The sequence below is a fragment of the Ruegeria sp. HKCCA5763 genome (genome assembly GCF_013034545.1).
Taxonomy (GTDB): domain Bacteria; phylum Pseudomonadota; class Alphaproteobacteria; order Rhodobacterales; family Rhodobacteraceae; genus Ruegeria.
This window is the reverse complement of sequence record NZ_WQGF01000025.1, coordinates 1-17,284: the sequence shown is the minus strand read 5'-3', so window position 1 is coordinate 17,284 and position 17,284 is coordinate 1. Positions and strand designations below refer to the sequence as shown.

Annotated in this window: 14 protein-coding genes; 7 read left to right on the top strand and 7 right to left on the bottom strand. The window is 55.1% G+C overall.

Features of this window, described 5'->3' with window-relative positions; genetic code table 11:
• Window positions 1-280: 280 nt before the first annotated feature.
• Entirely contained in the window at window positions 281-499 is a 219-nt protein-coding gene (locus tag GOV89_RS22305) for a hypothetical protein (RefSeq protein WP_171239115.1), read from the bottom strand.
• A gap of 211 nt (window positions 500-710) precedes the next feature.
• On the opposite strand from GOV89_RS22305, the gene GOV89_RS22300 reads away from it, so the two are divergent.
• The 3 genes from GOV89_RS22300 to GOV89_RS22290 are packed head-to-tail and all read left to right on the top strand — an operon-like array spanning window position 711 to window position 2,852.
• Complete coding sequence (locus tag GOV89_RS22300) at window positions 711-1,211, top strand: Dps family protein (RefSeq protein ID WP_171177380.1); 501 nt, start codon at window positions 711-713, stop codon at window positions 1,209-1,211.
• A 46-nt stretch (window positions 1,212-1,257) separates the two neighbouring features.
• Complete coding sequence (locus GOV89_RS22295) at window positions 1,258-1,545, top strand: coiled coil domain-containing protein (RefSeq protein WP_171177378.1); 288 nt, start codon at window positions 1,258-1,260, stop codon at window positions 1,543-1,545.
• Between the two features lie 32 nt (window positions 1,546-1,577).
• Complete coding sequence (locus GOV89_RS22290; protein ID WP_171239119.1) at window positions 1,578-2,852, top strand: DUF2254 family protein; 1,275 nt, start codon at window positions 1,578-1,580, stop codon at window positions 2,850-2,852.
• Window positions 2,853-3,114: 262 nt separating this feature from the next.
• Here the strand turns inward: GOV89_RS22290 and GOV89_RS22285 are convergent, their stop codons facing one another.
• A complete protein-coding gene (locus tag GOV89_RS22285; protein ID WP_171177374.1) occupies window positions 3,115-4,509 on the bottom strand; it encodes an alpha/beta fold hydrolase in 1,395 nt (464 codons plus the stop codon).
• A gap of 318 nt (window positions 4,510-4,827) precedes the next feature.
• Entirely contained in the window at window positions 4,828-5,511 is a 684-nt protein-coding gene (locus GOV89_RS22280; protein WP_171177371.1) for a Crp/Fnr family transcriptional regulator, read from the bottom strand.
• A gap of 138 nt (window positions 5,512-5,649) precedes the next feature.
• On the opposite strand from GOV89_RS22280, the gene GOV89_RS22275 reads away from it, so the two are divergent.
• From GOV89_RS22275 to GOV89_RS22260, 4 genes are all read left to right on the top strand, one after another.
• A complete protein-coding gene (locus GOV89_RS22275) occupies window positions 5,650-7,545 on the top strand; it encodes a DUF3604 domain-containing protein (protein ID WP_217352196.1) in 1,896 nt (631 codons plus the stop codon).
• Window positions 7,546-7,555: 10 nt separating this feature from the next.
• Complete coding sequence (locus GOV89_RS22270; protein ID WP_171177367.1) at window positions 7,556-9,472, top strand: DUF3604 domain-containing protein; 1,917 nt, start codon at window positions 7,556-7,558, stop codon at window positions 9,470-9,472.
• A gap of 80 nt (window positions 9,473-9,552) precedes the next feature.
• The gene (locus tag GOV89_RS22265; RefSeq protein WP_171239118.1) at window positions 9,553-9,732 is read left to right on the top strand and encodes a hypothetical protein; all 180 of its coding nucleotides are present in this window, start codon (window positions 9,553-9,555) and stop codon (window positions 9,730-9,732) included.
• Between the two features lie 185 nt (window positions 9,733-9,917).
• Complete coding sequence (locus GOV89_RS22260) at window positions 9,918-10,718, top strand: transporter (protein WP_171177365.1); 801 nt, start codon at window positions 9,918-9,920, stop codon at window positions 10,716-10,718.
• Window positions 10,719-11,000: 282 nt separating this feature from the next.
• On the opposite strand, the gene GOV89_RS22250 is transcribed toward GOV89_RS22260, so the two are convergent.
• Genes GOV89_RS22250 through GOV89_RS22235 form a run of 4 tightly spaced genes read right to left on the bottom strand, consistent with a single transcriptional unit; the run spans window position 11,001 to window position 17,131 of the window.
• Entirely contained in the window at window positions 11,001-12,737 is a 1,737-nt protein-coding gene (locus GOV89_RS22250; protein ID WP_171239117.1) for a Mur ligase family protein, read from the bottom strand.
• A gap of 14 nt (window positions 12,738-12,751) precedes the next feature.
• On the bottom strand, window positions 12,752-15,553 hold the full coding sequence (gene cphA, locus GOV89_RS22245; RefSeq protein WP_171175831.1) for a cyanophycin synthetase: 2,802 nt from the start codon (window positions 15,551-15,553) through the stop codon (window positions 12,752-12,754).
• A 20-nt stretch (window positions 15,554-15,573) separates the two neighbouring features.
• The gene (locus GOV89_RS22240; RefSeq protein ID WP_170353282.1) at window positions 15,574-16,464 is read right to left on the bottom strand and encodes a cyanophycinase; all 891 of its coding nucleotides are present in this window, start codon (window positions 16,462-16,464) and stop codon (window positions 15,574-15,576) included.
• 55 nt (window positions 16,465-16,519) lie between these two features.
• Window positions 16,520-17,131 carry an amidohydrolase family protein gene (locus GOV89_RS22235; protein ID WP_171239116.1) on the bottom strand — a complete coding sequence of 204 codons (612 nt, stop codon included), beginning with the start codon at window positions 17,129-17,131 and terminating at the stop codon, window positions 16,520-16,522.
• Between the last annotated feature and the right edge of the window lie 153 nt (window positions 17,132-17,284).

Sequence of the window (17,284 nt, the reverse complement as noted above, 5' to 3'; positions counted from 1 at the left end):
TCTTACCAATTTCGCGTAGCTCCGCCATGCCAACCTCCCAATTGGTTCCGGACATTCACGGATGTTGCGCGAGCAGTTTATTGAAAACAAGTCAGGCTTGTCGCTGGACTTACTCTCTGGCCTCAACGCAATTGTTCAAACCGCAAATTCACCAAGCTTTTTCACGAATGGTAGAAGTGTCCACAATGCAGACATTCACTGAATTCTGCTTAACAGCCAGCTGAGCGCGGCACTGCGAAACGTCTCGGGGCTTTAGTCGAATGCTCTATGGATGTTCCTGTCACTCGTCCACAACACGAAACTCACCAGAAGGCGCGTCAGTTGGTGGTTCTTCGAACTCATTGGAAATCAGACCACGACGGATGAGTTCTCGAATGGCGGCCGCTCTGGATGGCAGTCTGTTCTCGAACCGCCAATCATCAATGGCTTTGAGCTCTTCGAGGTCGAGCATCAGTTGCAGTTTTTCCGTGCGCTTGGGTGGTCGATTTGAATCAGACACTGGCATGACCTCAGTAGCTTACGTCAGTTACTCCAAGCATGTATGCCAATGGGCCTGCGTGTCTACATCAATCTTGGCATGTTGTGCCGGATACCCAGGATCATGAAGCGCCCCATGATGTGTCGGATACCTATATTAAGTATATGATTTTATTTGATTTTTTTTGAATCGCCCTTAGGTTTTACTCCGCAAGCAACGAAACGGAGTGAAAATGATACAGCAAGTTTTGAAGTCTGAAGTTCAGGAAGAAACCAACGACACAGGCATCGACAAAAACGCATGGATCGCCAACGCGGTGACGGAAGTGCTGGCCGATACCATGGTTCTGATGGTGAAAACGCAAGGCACACACTGGAATGTCGTGGGCCCACTATTCCTGCCGATCCATGAGCTGACAGAGCGTCAGTATCGCGACCTGTTCGAAGCTGCGGATGAACTGGCCGAGCGTGTGCGTGCGTTGGGTCAGGTGGCGCCGATCTCGTTCACGGACATGGTTAGCCAAGCCAAGCTGGCCGAAGAAGAGACCGTTAAAGATGCAGAAGGCATGATCAAACAATTGGTCGCAGACCACGAAGCAATTGCCCGGAACCTGCGTGAGACTGCCGCGACCGCAGCCCGTTATGGCGATGGGGCTACGGAGGATCTGATGAACGCCAGGATGGCGAAGCATGAGGAAGCGGTCTGGATGCTCAAGGCAATTGTTGCGGCCTAATGGATGGCTCCCCCGATCTGAATCACCGTTTGAGAAGAAAGGAAAAATGATGACACGTGTTGGGTACGAGAAAAAGGCACAGCTGCAACTGGACAGTTGGAACGCCCAGATTGATGTTCTCGAAGCCAAGCTGAAGGTGGCTGAAGCGGATGCCAAACTCGAGCTCGAGGAACAGCTCAGCAAGCTCTACAAGGCAAGATCTGACGCAGAGGCTCAACTGAATGATTTGAAGTCGACTAGCGACGAGGCCTGGGAAGATGTCAAAAAGGGCTACGAGGCTGCATGGAGCGATATGCAGAGTGCTTTGAAAAAAGCGGCCGACCGGTTCTCGTAGACCTGGGTTTGTGAACAAAGCTTGTGTCGTAAATGGGGACCGGAATGCAAACACCTAGAGAATTAGTGAGGTACTTTCGCGGGTTCCTAACTATCCCTGCCGCCATTAGTCTTTCAGGGCTTTTGGTGGCTGGGATTGTCTTCAAGACGGAGCAAGCGCTCGCGAGTTGGGGTTGGTCCGCTTCCGATTGGCTGAGCGTTTCTAATCGTACTGCGAGCGATGTACTAAGCGCAATCTCGGCAGCATCCATGTCCGCGTTGGTCATGGTCTATTCCATTGTTTTGCTGGTCTACACCTTAGCAGCCGGATCAATTGGGCCCAGGCTCTTGCAGCGCTTTGGCGAAGACAGGGTAAATCAGATTGCAGTTGGCTCACTTGGAGCGACGTTTTTATACAGCTTATTGATCTTGTGGCTGATACGCGATGACACATCCGTCAATTTGGCCGTTGCGATTGGAATAGTCTATTCGATCATCTCAGTTCTTTTGCTGTTGCTCTTCGTTCATACAGTATCAACGCGAGTAACCATTGATCAGGAGGCGGCGCGGATTTCTGAAGCCTTAGATCGCCAAGTGAGCACCGCAATCGAAAACAGTGCAGATATTTCATCTTCAGAGGCAGTCCCTGAGGAGGGAGACAAGCGCCAAGTCTCGGCCGCGGGCACTGGATATGTGAATTCGATCAATACCGAAGGTCTGGTGAGTGCGGCCAAGGAGGCAGGAGCAGTCGTCGTTTTTGATGTGCAGCCAGGTGACTTCATGGTTCCAACGGACACTTTGGCCAATGTTTATGGTGATAGTGACGAGAGCCTGAATGATCTGGTGCAAGCGGCAGCTCCGTTGATCCCCGCGCGAGATCCTAATGGAGATATCCGCTTTTCTGTCCACCTCCTCGTTGAAATCGCACTTCGGGCTTTGTCGCCGGGTGTAAATGACACGTTTACCGCAATTGTGTGCATCGACCGTCTATCAGCATCTCTGGCTCGAGCGTGGTCATCCAAGCTCTGCACGGGTGTGTATCGGGATGACGACGGAAACGTGCGGGTGATTTACCCATCCATCACGGCTGAGGCACTGTTTCACGACTCGATGCCGGCACTGAGACGCGCTGCCAGGGGCAATGGGCTCGTAACGGCCGCCCTTGTTCGAGCTTTGGTGCGCATCGCGGAGGCAGCTCAAGAAGAAGATTTGCGGGCTGTTGTAGATGAACTATCTGCGGTCAGAGATGAGACCCGAGAAAGCGATATGCTTGAGCGCGATGTTGATAAGTTTTGCGGCCAAGTCGAAACCGCACTTGAACGAGTTTAGTCAACCGTCCTGGACCTTTGTAGTCCAGTTCGGCTGGGGGATGGTTAGTGAGTGGGCCATCCCCCAACTTATAGAAAAGTGCTCTTCCATCGGTCTTAGTTACATTTCATCGAAAGGTAGTCAGTGAGTGGCGAAACCAAACGGCTACTTTGGCCTGACTGCACTTATCGAAACTCTGTGTTCCATTGCTCTGGCGAGGCAATCTTGTAGCATTTGTTTTGAGAGATATAGCGCCGAACCCGAAGGCACTTGGAGCAATAGTTCAGCTGTGTTCAGCCAAGAAAGCCAGGGCATCCCTCTCAAATCGTGGCCATTCCGGGTCGTTGTCCGGGATGGTATGGTTCGAGCTTTCGTAGGCGATGAATTTCGCGTTGGGTAATCCCTTTGCAAACAATCGTCCTTGTTCGACCGGTTGCATCCTGTCACTGGTCCCATGACAAACAAGGCATGGCACCTCGACCTTGGACAATATCGGTGAGATATCGATGTTATCAATCACGCCGCGATACCGCCCCATGTTTTCGGGTGAAATCATCTTGCGCATATCTTCGGCATATTGCCGCCGTTCTTCTTGGCTCGCGCCCGGCACGATGATTTGCGCCATTAAATCACGCAGAGACGGATAATCATCGTCCCACCCGGCAGTCATCATTTGCTTAATTGCGTTGGCGCGTTCCACATCTTTTTGTGACGTTCTTTTTGCCCTGCCAATGGGGAACCCACCTATCATTACGATCGCAGACACGCGGTCAGGTCGGCGCGCTGCGAAGGCAGCTGCCACTGCGGACCCCTGTGATATCGCAAGGATCGGCGCGCGCTTGATACCCGCTGCGTCGAAAACGGTTTCCAAGTCATCAACGAACCGTTCGAACGTGCATGTTTCGGCGTTCCAGTCAGATAGACCGTTGAGCCTGGCATCAAAACGGACCAAACGATGTCGTTGAGCGATGGAAGTGTAAATTGGAGCTTTCCCCGGGTTGCGCCAGTCAAGCTCCAAGTGTCCAATCCAACTTGGCGCCTTTACGACCGGAGGACCGTCTCCAACTGAGCTCCAGGCCAGACTAATGTTGTCGTCAGTTTTGCAAAAACGAATTTCCTGTGTTTTGGCGAAGTTAGCGCGCGATTTGGACACATGTTCATCGGTGAAGTTGATCGACAACACTTCGATCGGCTGTGCAATACCTTTGAACGTGTGTAGCCCTTCTCGGTGCAAACGTTTGGCATAATCCGCTCCGGCAAGATCACAAAGTACCTTTGAGGCCAGAATACCCCCGGGTTCAGCTGCTGATTGGAGCCGCGCAGCGATGTTGACTCCATCTCCGAAGATATCGTCGCCATCGACGGTGACGTCGCCGACGTGCAAACCCGCTCTCAGCTGGATACGTTCCGGAACCAGATATTGATGGTCTGGATCTCTTAGTTCGGTTTGAATCGCAATTGCCGCTTCTAAAGCGTTCCCTGCTGACGGAAATTCAATCAATGCTCCATCGCCCAACAGCTTGACCACCCTGCCAGATTTTTGTTCAACGATCGGCGTAACCAAATCGCGGTACAAGGTGTTCAGTGTTTTGAGAAGTAGCTTGGAGCCGCCCTGCATCATCCGACTGAAGCCGACGACATCCAGAGACATGATTGCAACAAGGCGACGTTGGCTCATAGTTATTTCTCGCAAGTTGGCTCGAAGACACTACCACTTTAACAGATTGTTAGAACCGGCAACTTGCCTAATACCTGTGAACGTGCGGTGGAAAGATCGGTAGCTAAGGTCTCGAATTGTCGGAAGACGTGTGGAGGCGATTGTTCAAAAGGTATGCCTATCCGTTTTCGTGGAGAACGGCGGGTTTGTCCGCAGAGCAGTCACTCGGTGAAATTTGCTAAGCGTCCGCTTCGAGCCCGAAGCTGCCTTTCTCCAAGCAATATCGCGCGCCAGCTTAGAGAGGGCCGAAATGCGCGAGATAAGCAGCTGCAAGTCCGATTATTCCTCAATTACTTTGTTGAGGCCCTCAGAGTCCAGAAGCCCGAAGCGACCATAGCTAGTTTCAATGAGTCCTCTCTGCGCCAGTGCGTTCAAGTGAATGGACGCCTTCGAACGAGCGATGTTCGCCAAGTTTGAAAGGTCTTGTTGGCTGACCCTGATTTCATTCGCGGTTCCTGATCCTTGTATATTGCCGCGTTGTCCGCTCAGGCGCAGAAGCGTGGCGGCAATGCGCTGTCTTGGCCTTGTGAGTGTTAGATCGTTGGCGGCAGACATCGCCAGCAGTTGGTTCATTGAAGCCAGGAGGGCAAAAGCTTGCCAAAGTTCGGGTCGTTCGTCTGCAAGGCGGCGAAACGGTGAATAGGCAATACGCACAGCCTTCGTTGGCTCAGTCGCTTTCACTTCGATCAACCCGTCAACGCCGTTAATAAGTTCCGACTCTCCAAACCATGCACCTGCGTGGTAGATGTGAGCGAGGACAGGCTCGGTTTCTATGAACGCAACGCGAATCTGGACTTGTCCTCCCACGATGGACCACAGCCATTTCTGGGGACCACCAAGCGCATAAAGTGTGTCTCCGACGTCAAAGGTTTGAAACTCAGTTAGCCGCTTGAGTTTGTTGATCGATTCTTTCGAAACGCCGCTCAGCCAACGCGCCGCAAAAACGTCTGCTTCCATTTTCATGCCAATTGTCCCCCTCGGGACAGTATTATGCATCACAGGTCGTTAGCGTCGTCAAAACATTATTGATTTTGTGAAGCCTTGAGGGACGCGTCCCAGTTGTAACTCGCATTTTAGCAACGAAAGCGAATGGAAGTTTGCATGAAACAGACAATTACAACAACACTCGCAATTCTTCTTGGGTCATCCGCGATTGCTCAGGAAACACCCTTTCTCGCTCTGCCGTCCGAAAGCGCGACCTATTCACCCTACACCGAAGACGATTTCCCTGATCAAGTCTACTTCGGAGACACACATCTGCATACGGCACTATCGGCAGATGCAGGTCTTGCACTTGCGTCGCTGACGCCGGACGACGCCTACCGTTTTGCCAAGGGCGAAAAAGTGGTTTCTTCTCTTGGTGTTCCAGCTCGGCTCAAGCGCCCTTTGGATTGGCTTGTCGTTACGGATCACGCGGAAAACCTCGGACTGCCAGTTGCTCTCGAAACCAACGATCCGATCATGCTGAAGAATGCATGGGGTCGCGAAATGGTAGACGTCTACGCCCCCAAAACGATGGACTCGACACGCGCTGCCTATGTGAAGTGGTTTGAGCCAGTCGCAACGCCGGGAGCGCCTGATCCGATGGCAGGCACTGGGCTGGCTGAAAGCTATTGGGGCATGGCGACGTCAGCGGCGGAACAACACAATCAGCCCGGTTTGTTCACGGCCATGATCGGCTTTGAATGGACCTCCGCACCAGGTGGAAACAACCTGCATCGCAACGTCATCTTCCGCGACGGCAAGGACAAAGCGGATCAGATCGTGCCGCTGTCCTCTTTTGACACGGTCGATCCCGAAGACCTCTGGGACTGGATGCAGGCATACGAGGATACAACCGGCGGCAGGCTCCTCGCAATTCCTCACAACGGCAATCTTTCCAACGGCCTGATGTTCGACGACGTAACACTGTCAGGCGAGCCATTGACAGCAGAATACGCCGAGCGCCGCCAAAGATGGGAACCCATCTACGAGGTCACACAGATGAAAGGCGATGGTGAGACGCATCCGATGCTATCGCCGGATGACGGCTTTGCTGACTACGAGAAATGGGATACAGGCAGCTTTGGACCTGAGCGAAAAACACCGGAAATGCTGCCGCGCGAATATGCCCGCGAAACATTCAAGCGGGGCATCGCCTATGAAGCTGAGCTTGGCGTGAACCCATTCAAGTTTGGGATCATTGGCTCGACCGACAGCCACACAGGCTTGTCCACCGCACAAGAAGACAACTACTTCGGCAAGGTGTCAGCGTTTGAGCCCAGCAATGATCCCATTCGTTTTGCTGAGCCCATCGTCGGTATGCTGACCCCTGAAGACCCAACCGACGATATTGTCAGTTCGCAGGCGTCCGCTGCAGGTATTGCAGCCGTCTGGGCGACCGAAAATACGCGGGAAGGCATCTGGGACGCACTAAAAAGGCGTGAAGTTTACGCCACGACCGGCTCGCGCCTCCGGGTACGCGTCTTCGGCGGATATGATTTTGAAGAATCTGACCTTCCTCGATCAGACTTCGCGGCGCACGGCTACTTAAATGGTGTTCCCATGGGTGGTGAACTGGGTAGTGGGGACGGTCGTGCGCCGCGATTGCTCATTCGGGCACTGCGTGATCCGGATGGCGCCAATCTTGACCGGGTGCAGGTTGTGAAAGGCTGGCTCAACGCTGACGGAACGACAAGCGAACAGGTATTCGATGTCGCTTGCGGAGGGCGTGCATTGCTCGATAGCGGATGCGATGGCGCTGTTGGAAACACAGTGGACACGGAAAACGCAACTTGGACCAATGACATCGGTCAGGCGATCCTGTCTGCATTTTGGGAAGACCCCGACTTCGACCCCGCCCAATCCGCATTCTACTACGTTCGCGCCATCGAGATACCGACGCCACGCTGGACGACCTATGACAGCGTCATCTTTGGCGTGGATATTCCGGAAGGCACTCCGCTTCATATTCAGGAGCGGGCTTACACTTCGCCGATTTGGTACACACCGAGCTAAGGATCCAAAAATGAAAACGTTTTTTCTGTCCGCTTCGATTACTCTTTTGGTCTCAGTAGCGTCAGCGCAAGACAGTTTCGTTTCTGACAATGCTGAAGGTGTTCTGCAGGGACCTGCTTATTCCCCATATGCAAACCGAGGTTTTCCGACCAATGTCTACTTTGGCGATACGCATGTGCACACGGCCTTGTCCGGCGACGCGGGGGGTGCTGGGACGCGCTTGATGCCGAGGGATGCCTACCGCTTTGCGCGCGGTGAGCAGGTGACGTCGAACACCGGGCAGCCAGTGCAGCTTTCCCGACCGCTTGATTTTTACATGATTACCGATCACTCGGATGCAATGGGCGCAATCGCGGACGTCATTAAGGGCGCGCCGCATGTTCTCGCTGACGAACAAGGGCGAATGTTCCACGAGGGATTCAATTCACCCGATCCAAGGACACGCGTCGACACTGCACGCATGATGACGCGCACATTTGGTTCTGGCGAATTGTCAGAAGCGTTGAACTACCAACCGGGCAATCCAGCTTTCGCAGACGTCTGGCAAAGCATTGTCGAAGCTTCGGAAGAGTTCAACAACCCCGGAATATTCACCACATTCGCAGCATACGAGTGGACCTCTTTCGAAGCCGGAAGAACGCTTCATCGCAACGTGATCTTCCGAGATGGCCCAGAACGAACGTTGCAAATCGTGCCGTACACAACCACGCCTCCTATTGGGTCGAACGATCCCCGCGAACTGTGGAAGTGGCTTGAAAACTACGAAAGTAAAACTGGAGGTCGCGTTCTCGCCATTCCTCACAACGGGAACATATCAAATGGCTGGATGTTTCCGCTCAGAGACGACTTTGCAGGTGGTGAACCGTTGGATCAGGCTTACGCCGAAACCCGGCAAAAGTGGGAGCGTATCTACGAAACGACCCAGTTCAAAGGGGATGGCGAAACGCATCCAATGTTGTCTCCTGATGACGAGTTCGCAGATTTTGAAACATGGGACTTTGGAACAGGCGACGCCACTGAACGCAAAACTCCCGACATGCTTCCGGGCGACTACACCCGATCCGGCCTGAAACGCGGCTTGCTGTTGGAAGCCGAACTCGGTGCGAACCCATTCAAATACGGATTGGTCGGAGCGACAGACACGCATACTGGCCTGACGGCTTACGAAGAAGAGAACTTCTTTGGGAAGTTTCCGGCAGAAGAACCTTCTGCTGAACGATTTGAAGGCGTCGGAGCAAGATTTCCGGACGGTTCACCTGCTGTTCTTGGCTCGATGTTTCAAGCGTCCGGCCTGACAGCAGTTTGGGCAACAGAGAACAGTCGCAAAGCGATTTGGGACGGCATGCATCGTCGCGAAACATATGCCACGACGGGACCTCGCATGCGCGTGCGCCTCTTTGGCGGATGGGACTTTGACGAAATCGACGCACAGCGCCGCAACCTTGCTCAGATCGGCTACTCGAAAGGTGTGGCAATGGGTTCTGACCTGCGGCCGGGAGACGGGCCTCCGTCCTTCCTTGTCTACGCACTGCGAGACCCGATGGGCGCGAACCTTGATCGCATCCAGATTGTCAAAGGCTGGCTCGATGCAAATGGTGAACAGCGAGAGAAGGTGTATGATGTCGCTTGGTCTGATGGACGCGTACCCGGCGCGGACGGTAAACTGCCTGTCGTTGGCAACACGGTTGATCTGAGCATTCCCTCATGGACAAACACCATCGGATCACCAGAACTTGGAACAGTCTGGGAAGACCCTGATTTTGATCCCTCGCTTTCTGCCTTTTACTACGCCCGCGTTATAGAAATCCCCACGCCGCGCTGGACAGCCTATGACGCCGTTCGGTTCGACATCGACATGCCCTCTGATGTGCCGCTGATCACGCAAGAACGCGCCTATACATCGCCGATTTGGTACACGCCAAACTGAGAGGGAAAAGGTTCATGAGAAAAACTGCATTAATCTTGGTTGTTTGCCTGAGTGCCGCTGTTGCAAGCGCGGAAAACAAAGTGACGAGCAAAGCGAAAGACGCCGTCGAACCAAACTGCACTGTAAGCAAAGCAGCAAAGGGCGCGGCTATGAAAGCCACTGTTGGTGTGGGCAACCGCTGCGGAGCGGTTGAAACTGCGCGCGACGTGACTGGTGTGGACGGCAAAGCCAAAGACGCAAAGAAGAAGGTCTCAGATTGAACTCTTACTGTCGCTTCTTTGCCTTCACGCTTTCCGTTTTGGGGGCATCATTTACCGCTGCAAAAGTTCACGCGGTAGAAGGCGGATCTGGCGCCTACTTTCTAGGGACCCGAGACACGCTAGCGGGCATAGTCCCACCGCCGGGAACATATCTGTCTTTCACATGTGATCGGTTGGACGGTAACGTGGATGGGCTCAGCGTGGGTGGCTTACCCATTCGCGCCAACGCGTCAGTGGATCTGAACCTTTATCGCGTGGGCTGGACCCAGTCGTTTGATTCACAGCTTTGGGGTGGCCAACCGGCGTTCAACCTCACCATACCATTTCCTGACGTAGGTCTTTCATACACGGCAGTCAGCCCTCCCATCGAAGGTGCACAAATTGACGACAGTACATCCGGCGTTGGTGATCTAAGCGTGACCGGCCTTCTTGGTTGGAACGAAGGTAACTTGTACTACAGTGCCGCATTTACGGTCTATGCGCCAACAGGTGAGTACAACACTGCGAGTATCGATGTTCAGTCCAGAAGTGTTGAAGCTGTGTCTGTCGGCAAGAATGTTTGGTCGTTCCAACCAACTGTTGCAGCTACATATTTAAATCCCGAAACAGGTTTCGAGGTGTCGGGAGCCGCCAGTTTACTTTTCAGCACCAAGAACGACGACACGGACTACCAGACTGCCCCAGCCGTCCAGCTTGAAGCTGCAATCGTGCAACGCATTCGTTCTGGATGGGGTTTCGGCGTCACAGGGTATGCCTATCAACAACTCGATGACGACAGCGGAGACGGCGCAGATTTTACTAAAGCCTTTCTCGGGACAAACAGTCTGAAAGCGCGTGTGTACGGAGCGGGTCCAATGATTGTCTATAGTGGAGGCCAGCTCTTTGGCGGGGACGTCAGTTTGAAAGCCAAATACGTTACCGAATTCGGCGCAAAACGGCGTTTGGAAAGCGATGTTTTCACATTAGCAATTTCGTTGGCATTCTGAAGAGGTGCGTGCGCCTTTTGGCTTTTAAAGCCATCTAGCCAATGGCTGTTTTGTCCGCATAGCGGTCGTTCGCTGAATTTTGCTGAGTGTCCGCACCGAGCCCAAAGTACCGGATACTGCGCAACGATCACTTGGCGGGTTCTGCACCGTAGTCCGCCTCCGATCGGTCTTAGTTCGAAGGTGCAACATTTTTGGTGCATACTTCCCTGCCTGTTTGCATTTGCGCGCGCTTACATCGCCGTGTGCTAGCTACAACTGCGTGACACCGGCACCCGGCTCTGTTTATCCGTCGAGCATCGCGAGCACGGCGTCGCGTTCGGACAGGACCAACAGCAAGGCAAGATCACCCGGTTCCAGCTTTTCCAATATCATCGAGGCAGCTAGAGAGGGCGAAGATGCTCTCAGGATTTGTTGCGCGTCATATCCCTGTTCTAAGGCGGATTTTTTGATCAGGTCCGGGATTTCTCCCAATTCGCGACCTCTTAAATACCCTTCCAGTTCGGCTGCGACGACTACGTCGGGCTGGAAATTTAACGCCGTCGCGGTAACGTCCCGAATATCCTGATCCGACCGATCGCCAGCATGGCTGAGCATAATGTAACGCCGTTTCGCCGGTAGGCTTGACAGCGCATCGCAAACGGCCGACATCGAGTGCGGGTTATGCGCAAAATCCACAAAAACACGCGCATTATTGTAACTAAACTCGTTGCAGCGTCCGGGGTTGTCCTTGGCGTCGGGTTTGAACCCGGCCAACCCATCTCGAGCCCCCTGAACGGGCAAGTCCAGTGCCAAGGCAAGGCACAGGGCCGCCAGCGCGTTCAGGATATTGTAATTCGCAGCGCCGCCCATGGTCAGCGGAACATCGGAAACTGCAATGACTACCTGTTCGACCGCACCGTCGAAAAAGACGATATCTCCCTCCTGCACATAGGCGCAGCACTTGCCCGCATCACGCGCCTGACGGACAAGGTTGTTCTGCGCATCCAGCGAGAACCACCAGATATTTGCGGATGTATTTTCCGCTTCTGCGCGGACATACAAGTCATCGGCATTCAGTGCCAGCACGCCACCCTCGGCCAGCGTGCGATGCACGGCGAATTTGGCCTGAGCCAGTTCCGGCACCGTGTTGACCCCGTATTGCCCCAGATGGTCGTTTGCCACATTGGTGACCGCCGCTGCCGTTGCCGCGCGGGTCGGCAGACCCCGGCGCAGGATACCTCCGCGCGCGACTTCCAGACAGGCGACCTCCAGCCTTTTGTCACGCAACAGCATTCGCCCGCCGCCGGGGCCGGAATAATCGCCACGGTCGAGAATGTCGTCTCCCACCCGCACAAATTCGGTCGAGGTCAGCCCGGCAACCTTGCCCGAAGCGCGGGCGATCGCCTCAAGTAAACGGGTTGTGGTTGTTTTGCCGTTGGTTCCGGTTATGAAGGCCACCGGGATATTGTGCAGAGCCGACCAGTCCAAGTCATCGGGGGTAGGCAGCGCATCGACCGGCCAGGTCTGACTGCCAGTACCGTGCCCGATCGACACTTCGTCATCATCGCACAGGATATCCACACCATGCGCTTCTGCTGCCGCAATCAGGGCGATCAGCGCGGGATTGGCTTCCTTCTCCATAACGCATTTGACATCCGCAACCATCTGATCGAAATCGCCGGGCTCGGATGCCAACAGTTCGGCAGCACAGAAATGCCAGACGGTTTGCACCGCGAAGATCGCGGAATAGAGCTGATCCATCGGTGCTGAAATCGCCAGATTGACGCCACCGGTGAAACTGCGGTGGGTTACGTCCTGATCCTGCCAGCCAAGTGCGTCCAGCACGCGGCGCGCGTGTTTTTCCCACAAAGCAGTGACCTGCGCGGTGCCGGTATCGGTGAAAAACACATCCATCACCGCGCCGGGGCGGTTCCACAACAGTCCCGGCCCGGTCAAGCGTCGGGCATCGTCTACCCGGATATGATCGGCGTACGCGCTTTCAATTGTCAGCGCGTTTTCAAGCTCTTCGATCCGGTCCATTCCGGTACCCCCGCTTAATCCGCGTCTTCGCTGATGTCGCGGGCCAGGCGCACGCCGCGCGCATCCCGGATCAGGTTCTGGTCGCTTTCGAACATGTCCTCGAACGAGGTGTCGATGGGGCTTGCCACCGGCGCAGCCTCTGTGACCGGCGCTTCGCTATCGGAGTTGAAATAGATGATCTGCTTCCAGCAGCGCGTTGTGTCATCACCGAAAATCACCAGCAGATCGCCCGGTGCGGCCTGTTCCAACGCTGCAGTCACCGCTTTGACCTCATCCGGGATGATCGTGATCGCGGCATCATCGACGCCGTTGTCGATCAGGGCCTGCCGCATCATTTGCGGTACTTCGTCGTGTCCACGGCCCCGGCGGCGGTCATCTGCCTTGCAGATGAAATGATCAAAATGCCCGGCCAATGCGGCGGCCCCGTCGATGATATCCTCATCGCGCCGGTCGCCGGGCATCGCAACAACGCACAGCCTTCGGCCCTTGACCTCCAACTGATCGGCCAGAGCCGCCATCGCCTTGAGCGCGGCAGGGTTGTGGCCATAGTCGAGGATCACCTTGAAGGGATGCTCGTCATAGACATTCATCCGCCCGGGTGCCTGGAAATAGCTGGTGTCGAAGGTGCGCAGCCCATGGCGGATATTGTCCAGATCCACTCCGAAACTATAGGCCATCGCGGCGGCGAACATCGCGTTCTGGACGTTGAAAATGGCCTTGCCTTCCAATGCCGCCGGGATCAGATGCGACCACAGCACCGGGATATGAAGACCGTTGTCATATATGGTCAGCATGTCACCATTCATGCCCTTTTCAAGCACAATGGCCTTGCCGCCCGCCTTGATATGTTCCTTGACCAGGCTGTGCCCCGGATTGGTGGTGACATAAAAGATCTGATCCGCACCGGCATAGTCGGCCATTTTCAAACAGTTGATGTCATCGGCATTCAGAACTGCCGTGTCAGTGGCGCTTTCCACCACCACGCGTTTGACAACGGCCAGTTCCTCAACCGTGTTGATGCCGCCAAGACCCAGATGATCTGCCGAGACGTTGAGGCAGGCCGCTACGTTCGAGCGCTGATAGCCCAGACCCGAGCGCACAAGTCCGCCGCGTGCGGTTTCCATCACCGCAAAATCGACAGCCGGGTCGCGCAGAACGATCTGTGCCGACTTAGGTCCCGTCATGTCGCCCTTCACGCTCAGCTTGCCGTCAACATAAACGCCATCGGTCGAGGTCATGCCAACGGTCTTGCCGCTGGTTTTCATGATGTGCCCCAGCATCCTTGAAGTGGTCGTCTTGCCGTTGGTTCCGGTGATTGCCGCGATGGGAATGCGGGTTTCCTCGGTGGCCGGAAACAGCATGTCGATCACTTTGCCCGCCACGTCGCGCGGCTGACCTTCGGACGGTGCCACGTGCATCCGGAAACCAGGGGCGGCGTTCACCTCGACAATCGCGCCGCCGATATCCTTGTAGGATTTGGTGATGTCGTCGATCAGGAAATCGACGCCGCCCACATCCAGCCCGACGGCCATGATGGCACGCTCGGCCATGTCACGGTTGTCTGGGTGCACCACATCCGTCAGATCAATGGCCGTGCCGCCAGTCGACAGGTTCGCGGTTGATCGCAGATAGAAGACCTCGCCGTCAGGCAGCACAGTTTCTTCCGTCACGCCAGCATTTTCCATCAGGCGGTTGGCCTGATTGTCGATCTCCAGCATGGTCAGCACTTTTTCATGCCCGATGCCACGGCGCGGATCCTCGTTCACGATATCGACCAGTTCGGCAATCGTGTGCGTGCCATCGCCTACTACATGGCCCGGCACGCGCTTGGCTACAGCGACCAGCTTGTTGTTCACCACCAGCATCCGGTGATCGAACCCGGTGATGAAGCTTTCCACCAGAATGGCGCGGCTGCGGGAATGTTCCTTGGCTTCGGCAAAGCCTGCCTCGACCTCTTCGTCCGAGTTCAGGTTGATCGAAACACCACGCCCATGATTGGCATCGAGCGGTTTGACCACCACCGGGTGCCCGATCCGTGCGGCGGCGCGCACGGCTTCACGCGCGGAATAGACCATGCGTTGCTGCGGCACAGGCAGGCCCAGATCGTTCAGCAGATTGTGGGTGTCTTCCTTGTCGCAGGAAATCTCGACCGAGATATGCTTGGTCTCAGAGGTTATGGTTGCCTGAATGCGTTTCTGGTATTTGCCGTGCCCGAACTGAACCAATGACCCAGAATTCAGCCTGATCCAAGGGATGTCACGCTCTTGCGCGGCCTTAACCAATGAGCCGGTTGAGGGACCAAACTCCTTGCGCTGTGCCCGCAGCACAAAGCTACGCAACTCGTCATCCCAGTTGAATTCCGGGTCGAAGTCGTAGTCCACCTGTTCCTTGAGGGATTGCGGCAATAGATGCATCAGCAGCCGCATTGCAAGCTTGCCTGCGTCCAGTCCAACATCGCGCTGGCGGTATTCGTAAACCATGTTGTATTGGCCGGGTTCGCCTGTGCCGCGCGTGCGGCCAAAGGTTACATCCGAACCGGCCACGTTCTGCACTTCGATGGCACAATGTTCCAAAACATGACCAAGCCAAGTGCCTTCATCTTCGCGCAATCGGCGGATGAAACCACCGGGTTCGCGGTAGGAACAGCCATGTTCCGCCAGACCGGGAAGGGCCTGGGTCAATGCATCAATAAACTCGGAACCAATTTTGGCCGAAGGCCAATCTTCCAGAACGCCCAGATCAATGACGTGGCGAATGACCGGAAAACTTGCCCAGACATTCGGGCCGACAAAGACATTGGTCGAGATTATTTTCATGAGGCTCCCCGTTGGTAAGCTTATTGTTTTCCCCCGCTGGCGGCCTCATCCTCGGACAGATCCGGCAATGTGCAGAACGCCATATGCTCATCCGGCGGAAAAGCCTGGCGAGCCGTCAGATCATAACGGCACCCTTCACCCAGAACGTCAAGCCGAAGTCCAAGAAGGCTGAGTGCTTCGCCGCGACGGGCATCCCACATCGAAGAATGGGTCAAATGGCTGGCATCCACCACGGTAACCGTTCCGCTGCCGATTACTTCAAAGACGTTATCGGGCCCAATGAAGGCCGCCGTGTCTTCGTCAACGCCCAATCCGATTAGAAAAGGGTTAAAAGATGAAGCGGTTAGCAATCGACCCAGGCGGTTGCGTTGGGTGAAGTGCTGATCAATGATGACGGCGTTGGTCAGACCCATACCGGGAGCCAGCGTGATGTTACCTTCGGCTGGACCAGAGTTGCTGCTGCCACCTGCTACCATATGCTCGGACATGATCGAAGCACCGGCCGATGTTCCTGCAACCGGCACCCCTGCCGCGTTTCGGCGCCGGATTTTCTGGGCGACCAGCGTGCCTCCAAGAATCGCTGACAGGCGCAACTGGTTCCCACCGGTCATAAAAATTCCGGTAGCACGATCCAGCATCCCCGCGTAATCCGGGTTGTCGCAATCGGCGCGGCGCGAGATAGGCAGGAATTCAACCTTGCCTGCACCAAGCTCGGAAAAGATGCGGTTATAGTCCGGTCCGGTTTCTTCCAGCATCGAGGCTGTTGGGATCACGACGATATCAGCGTCGGCACCGCCGGACAGCTCTACGAACTTTCGGTGAATCTGCATTTCCTTGACGCGGTCTTCACCGCCGCCGATCGGAATGATGAACCCGCGCGGGGTTTCTGCATCAACGGGTGCAGGGCACATATCTTAACTACCTTCCGGTGCTATAGCGGGCAGCCACCGGGGACCGCGCGGACGCTCAAACCTGTTCATACATGCCGCGTCGGGCTATCTGGCCGTCGCGTACATGCCATTCCCCCCGGGCCATCACATGCCGCACGGCAGTGTTTTCGTCAAGAACGACCAAATCAGCGTCCATACCCACGTTCAGACGACCTTTTTGGTGCAGCTTCAGCAGGTCGGCGACATTTGAGGTCAGCGGAGCCAGCGCTTCGGGCATTGGTACTCCTCTGTTGGTGAGTTCGCGCAGCGTGTCCGGCAAAGTGTCCGACAAACCCACACCAAACCGTGTCAGATTGCCTTCATGGTCAAAGGCGGGCAGGCATCCACCACCGTCAGAGCTGATGGTGAACCGGTCGGCGTGACCGCCCAAATCGCGAAACTGAATGTAGGCCTCAGTAGCAGAGATGCCCGGCTCGACATGTCCGCAGGGGAATGCGGTAGCGTCGATGTAACATCCGTGCCGTGCTAGCGCCACGGCCTGTTCGAAGAGTGGTTTGTTGCGATTGACATGGGTTGGATTGAAGACGCGTGCGGGCATTTCGCAGGTCGCGATGGCTTGTTCCAACATTGACAGCCCTCGCTCGCCATCTCCCATATGGCAATGCACAATCCCCGCCTTGCCAGTCATCAGGCCTGCGACTGTCTGTCATCAAATGATTTGGAACACGAGCGGTTGATTGGCTTTGGAGGCTCAGGCTCGCTGTAGTTTCAATTTACGCCGCGTTTTGATGATGCAGCAAGCGGCGTTTCTGGATTGTCTGGTGTTTGATTTCCTTTCTGC

Coding starts and splice junctions, on each gene's coding strand:
- GOV89_RS22300 (WP_171177380.1), top strand. CDS start 711: ATGATACAGCAAGTTTTGAAGTCTGAAGTTCAGGAAGAAACCAACGAC.
- GOV89_RS22295 (WP_171177378.1), top strand. CDS start 1,258: ATGATGACACGTGTTGGGTACGAGAAAAAGGCACAGCTGCAACTGGAC.
- GOV89_RS22290 (WP_171239119.1), top strand. CDS start 1,578: ATGGGGACCGGAATGCAAACACCTAGAGAATTAGTGAGGTACTTTCGC.
- GOV89_RS22285 (WP_171177374.1), bottom strand. CDS start 4,509: ATGAGCCAACGTCGCCTTGTTGCAATCATGTCTCTGGATGTCGTCGGC.
- GOV89_RS22280 (WP_171177371.1), bottom strand. CDS start 5,511: ATGAAAATGGAAGCAGACGTTTTTGCGGCGCGTTGGCTGAGCGGCGTT.
- GOV89_RS22275 (WP_217352196.1), top strand. CDS start 5,650: ATGAAACAGACAATTACAACAACACTCGCAATTCTTCTTGGGTCATCC.
- GOV89_RS22270 (WP_171177367.1), top strand. CDS start 7,556: ATGAAAACGTTTTTTCTGTCCGCTTCGATTACTCTTTTGGTCTCAGTA.
- GOV89_RS22250 (WP_171239117.1), bottom strand. CDS start 12,737: ATGGACCGGATCGAAGAGCTTGAAAACGCGCTGACAATTGAAAGCGCG.
- cphA (WP_171175831.1), bottom strand. CDS start 15,553: ATGAAAATAATCTCGACCAATGTCTTTGTCGGCCCGAATGTCTGGGCA.
- GOV89_RS22240 (WP_170353282.1), bottom strand. CDS start 16,464: ATGTGCCCTGCACCCGTTGATGCAGAAACCCCGCGCGGGTTCATCATT.
- GOV89_RS22235 (WP_171239116.1), bottom strand. CDS start 17,131: ATGACTGGCAAGGCGGGGATTGTGCATTGCCATATGGGAGATGGCGAG.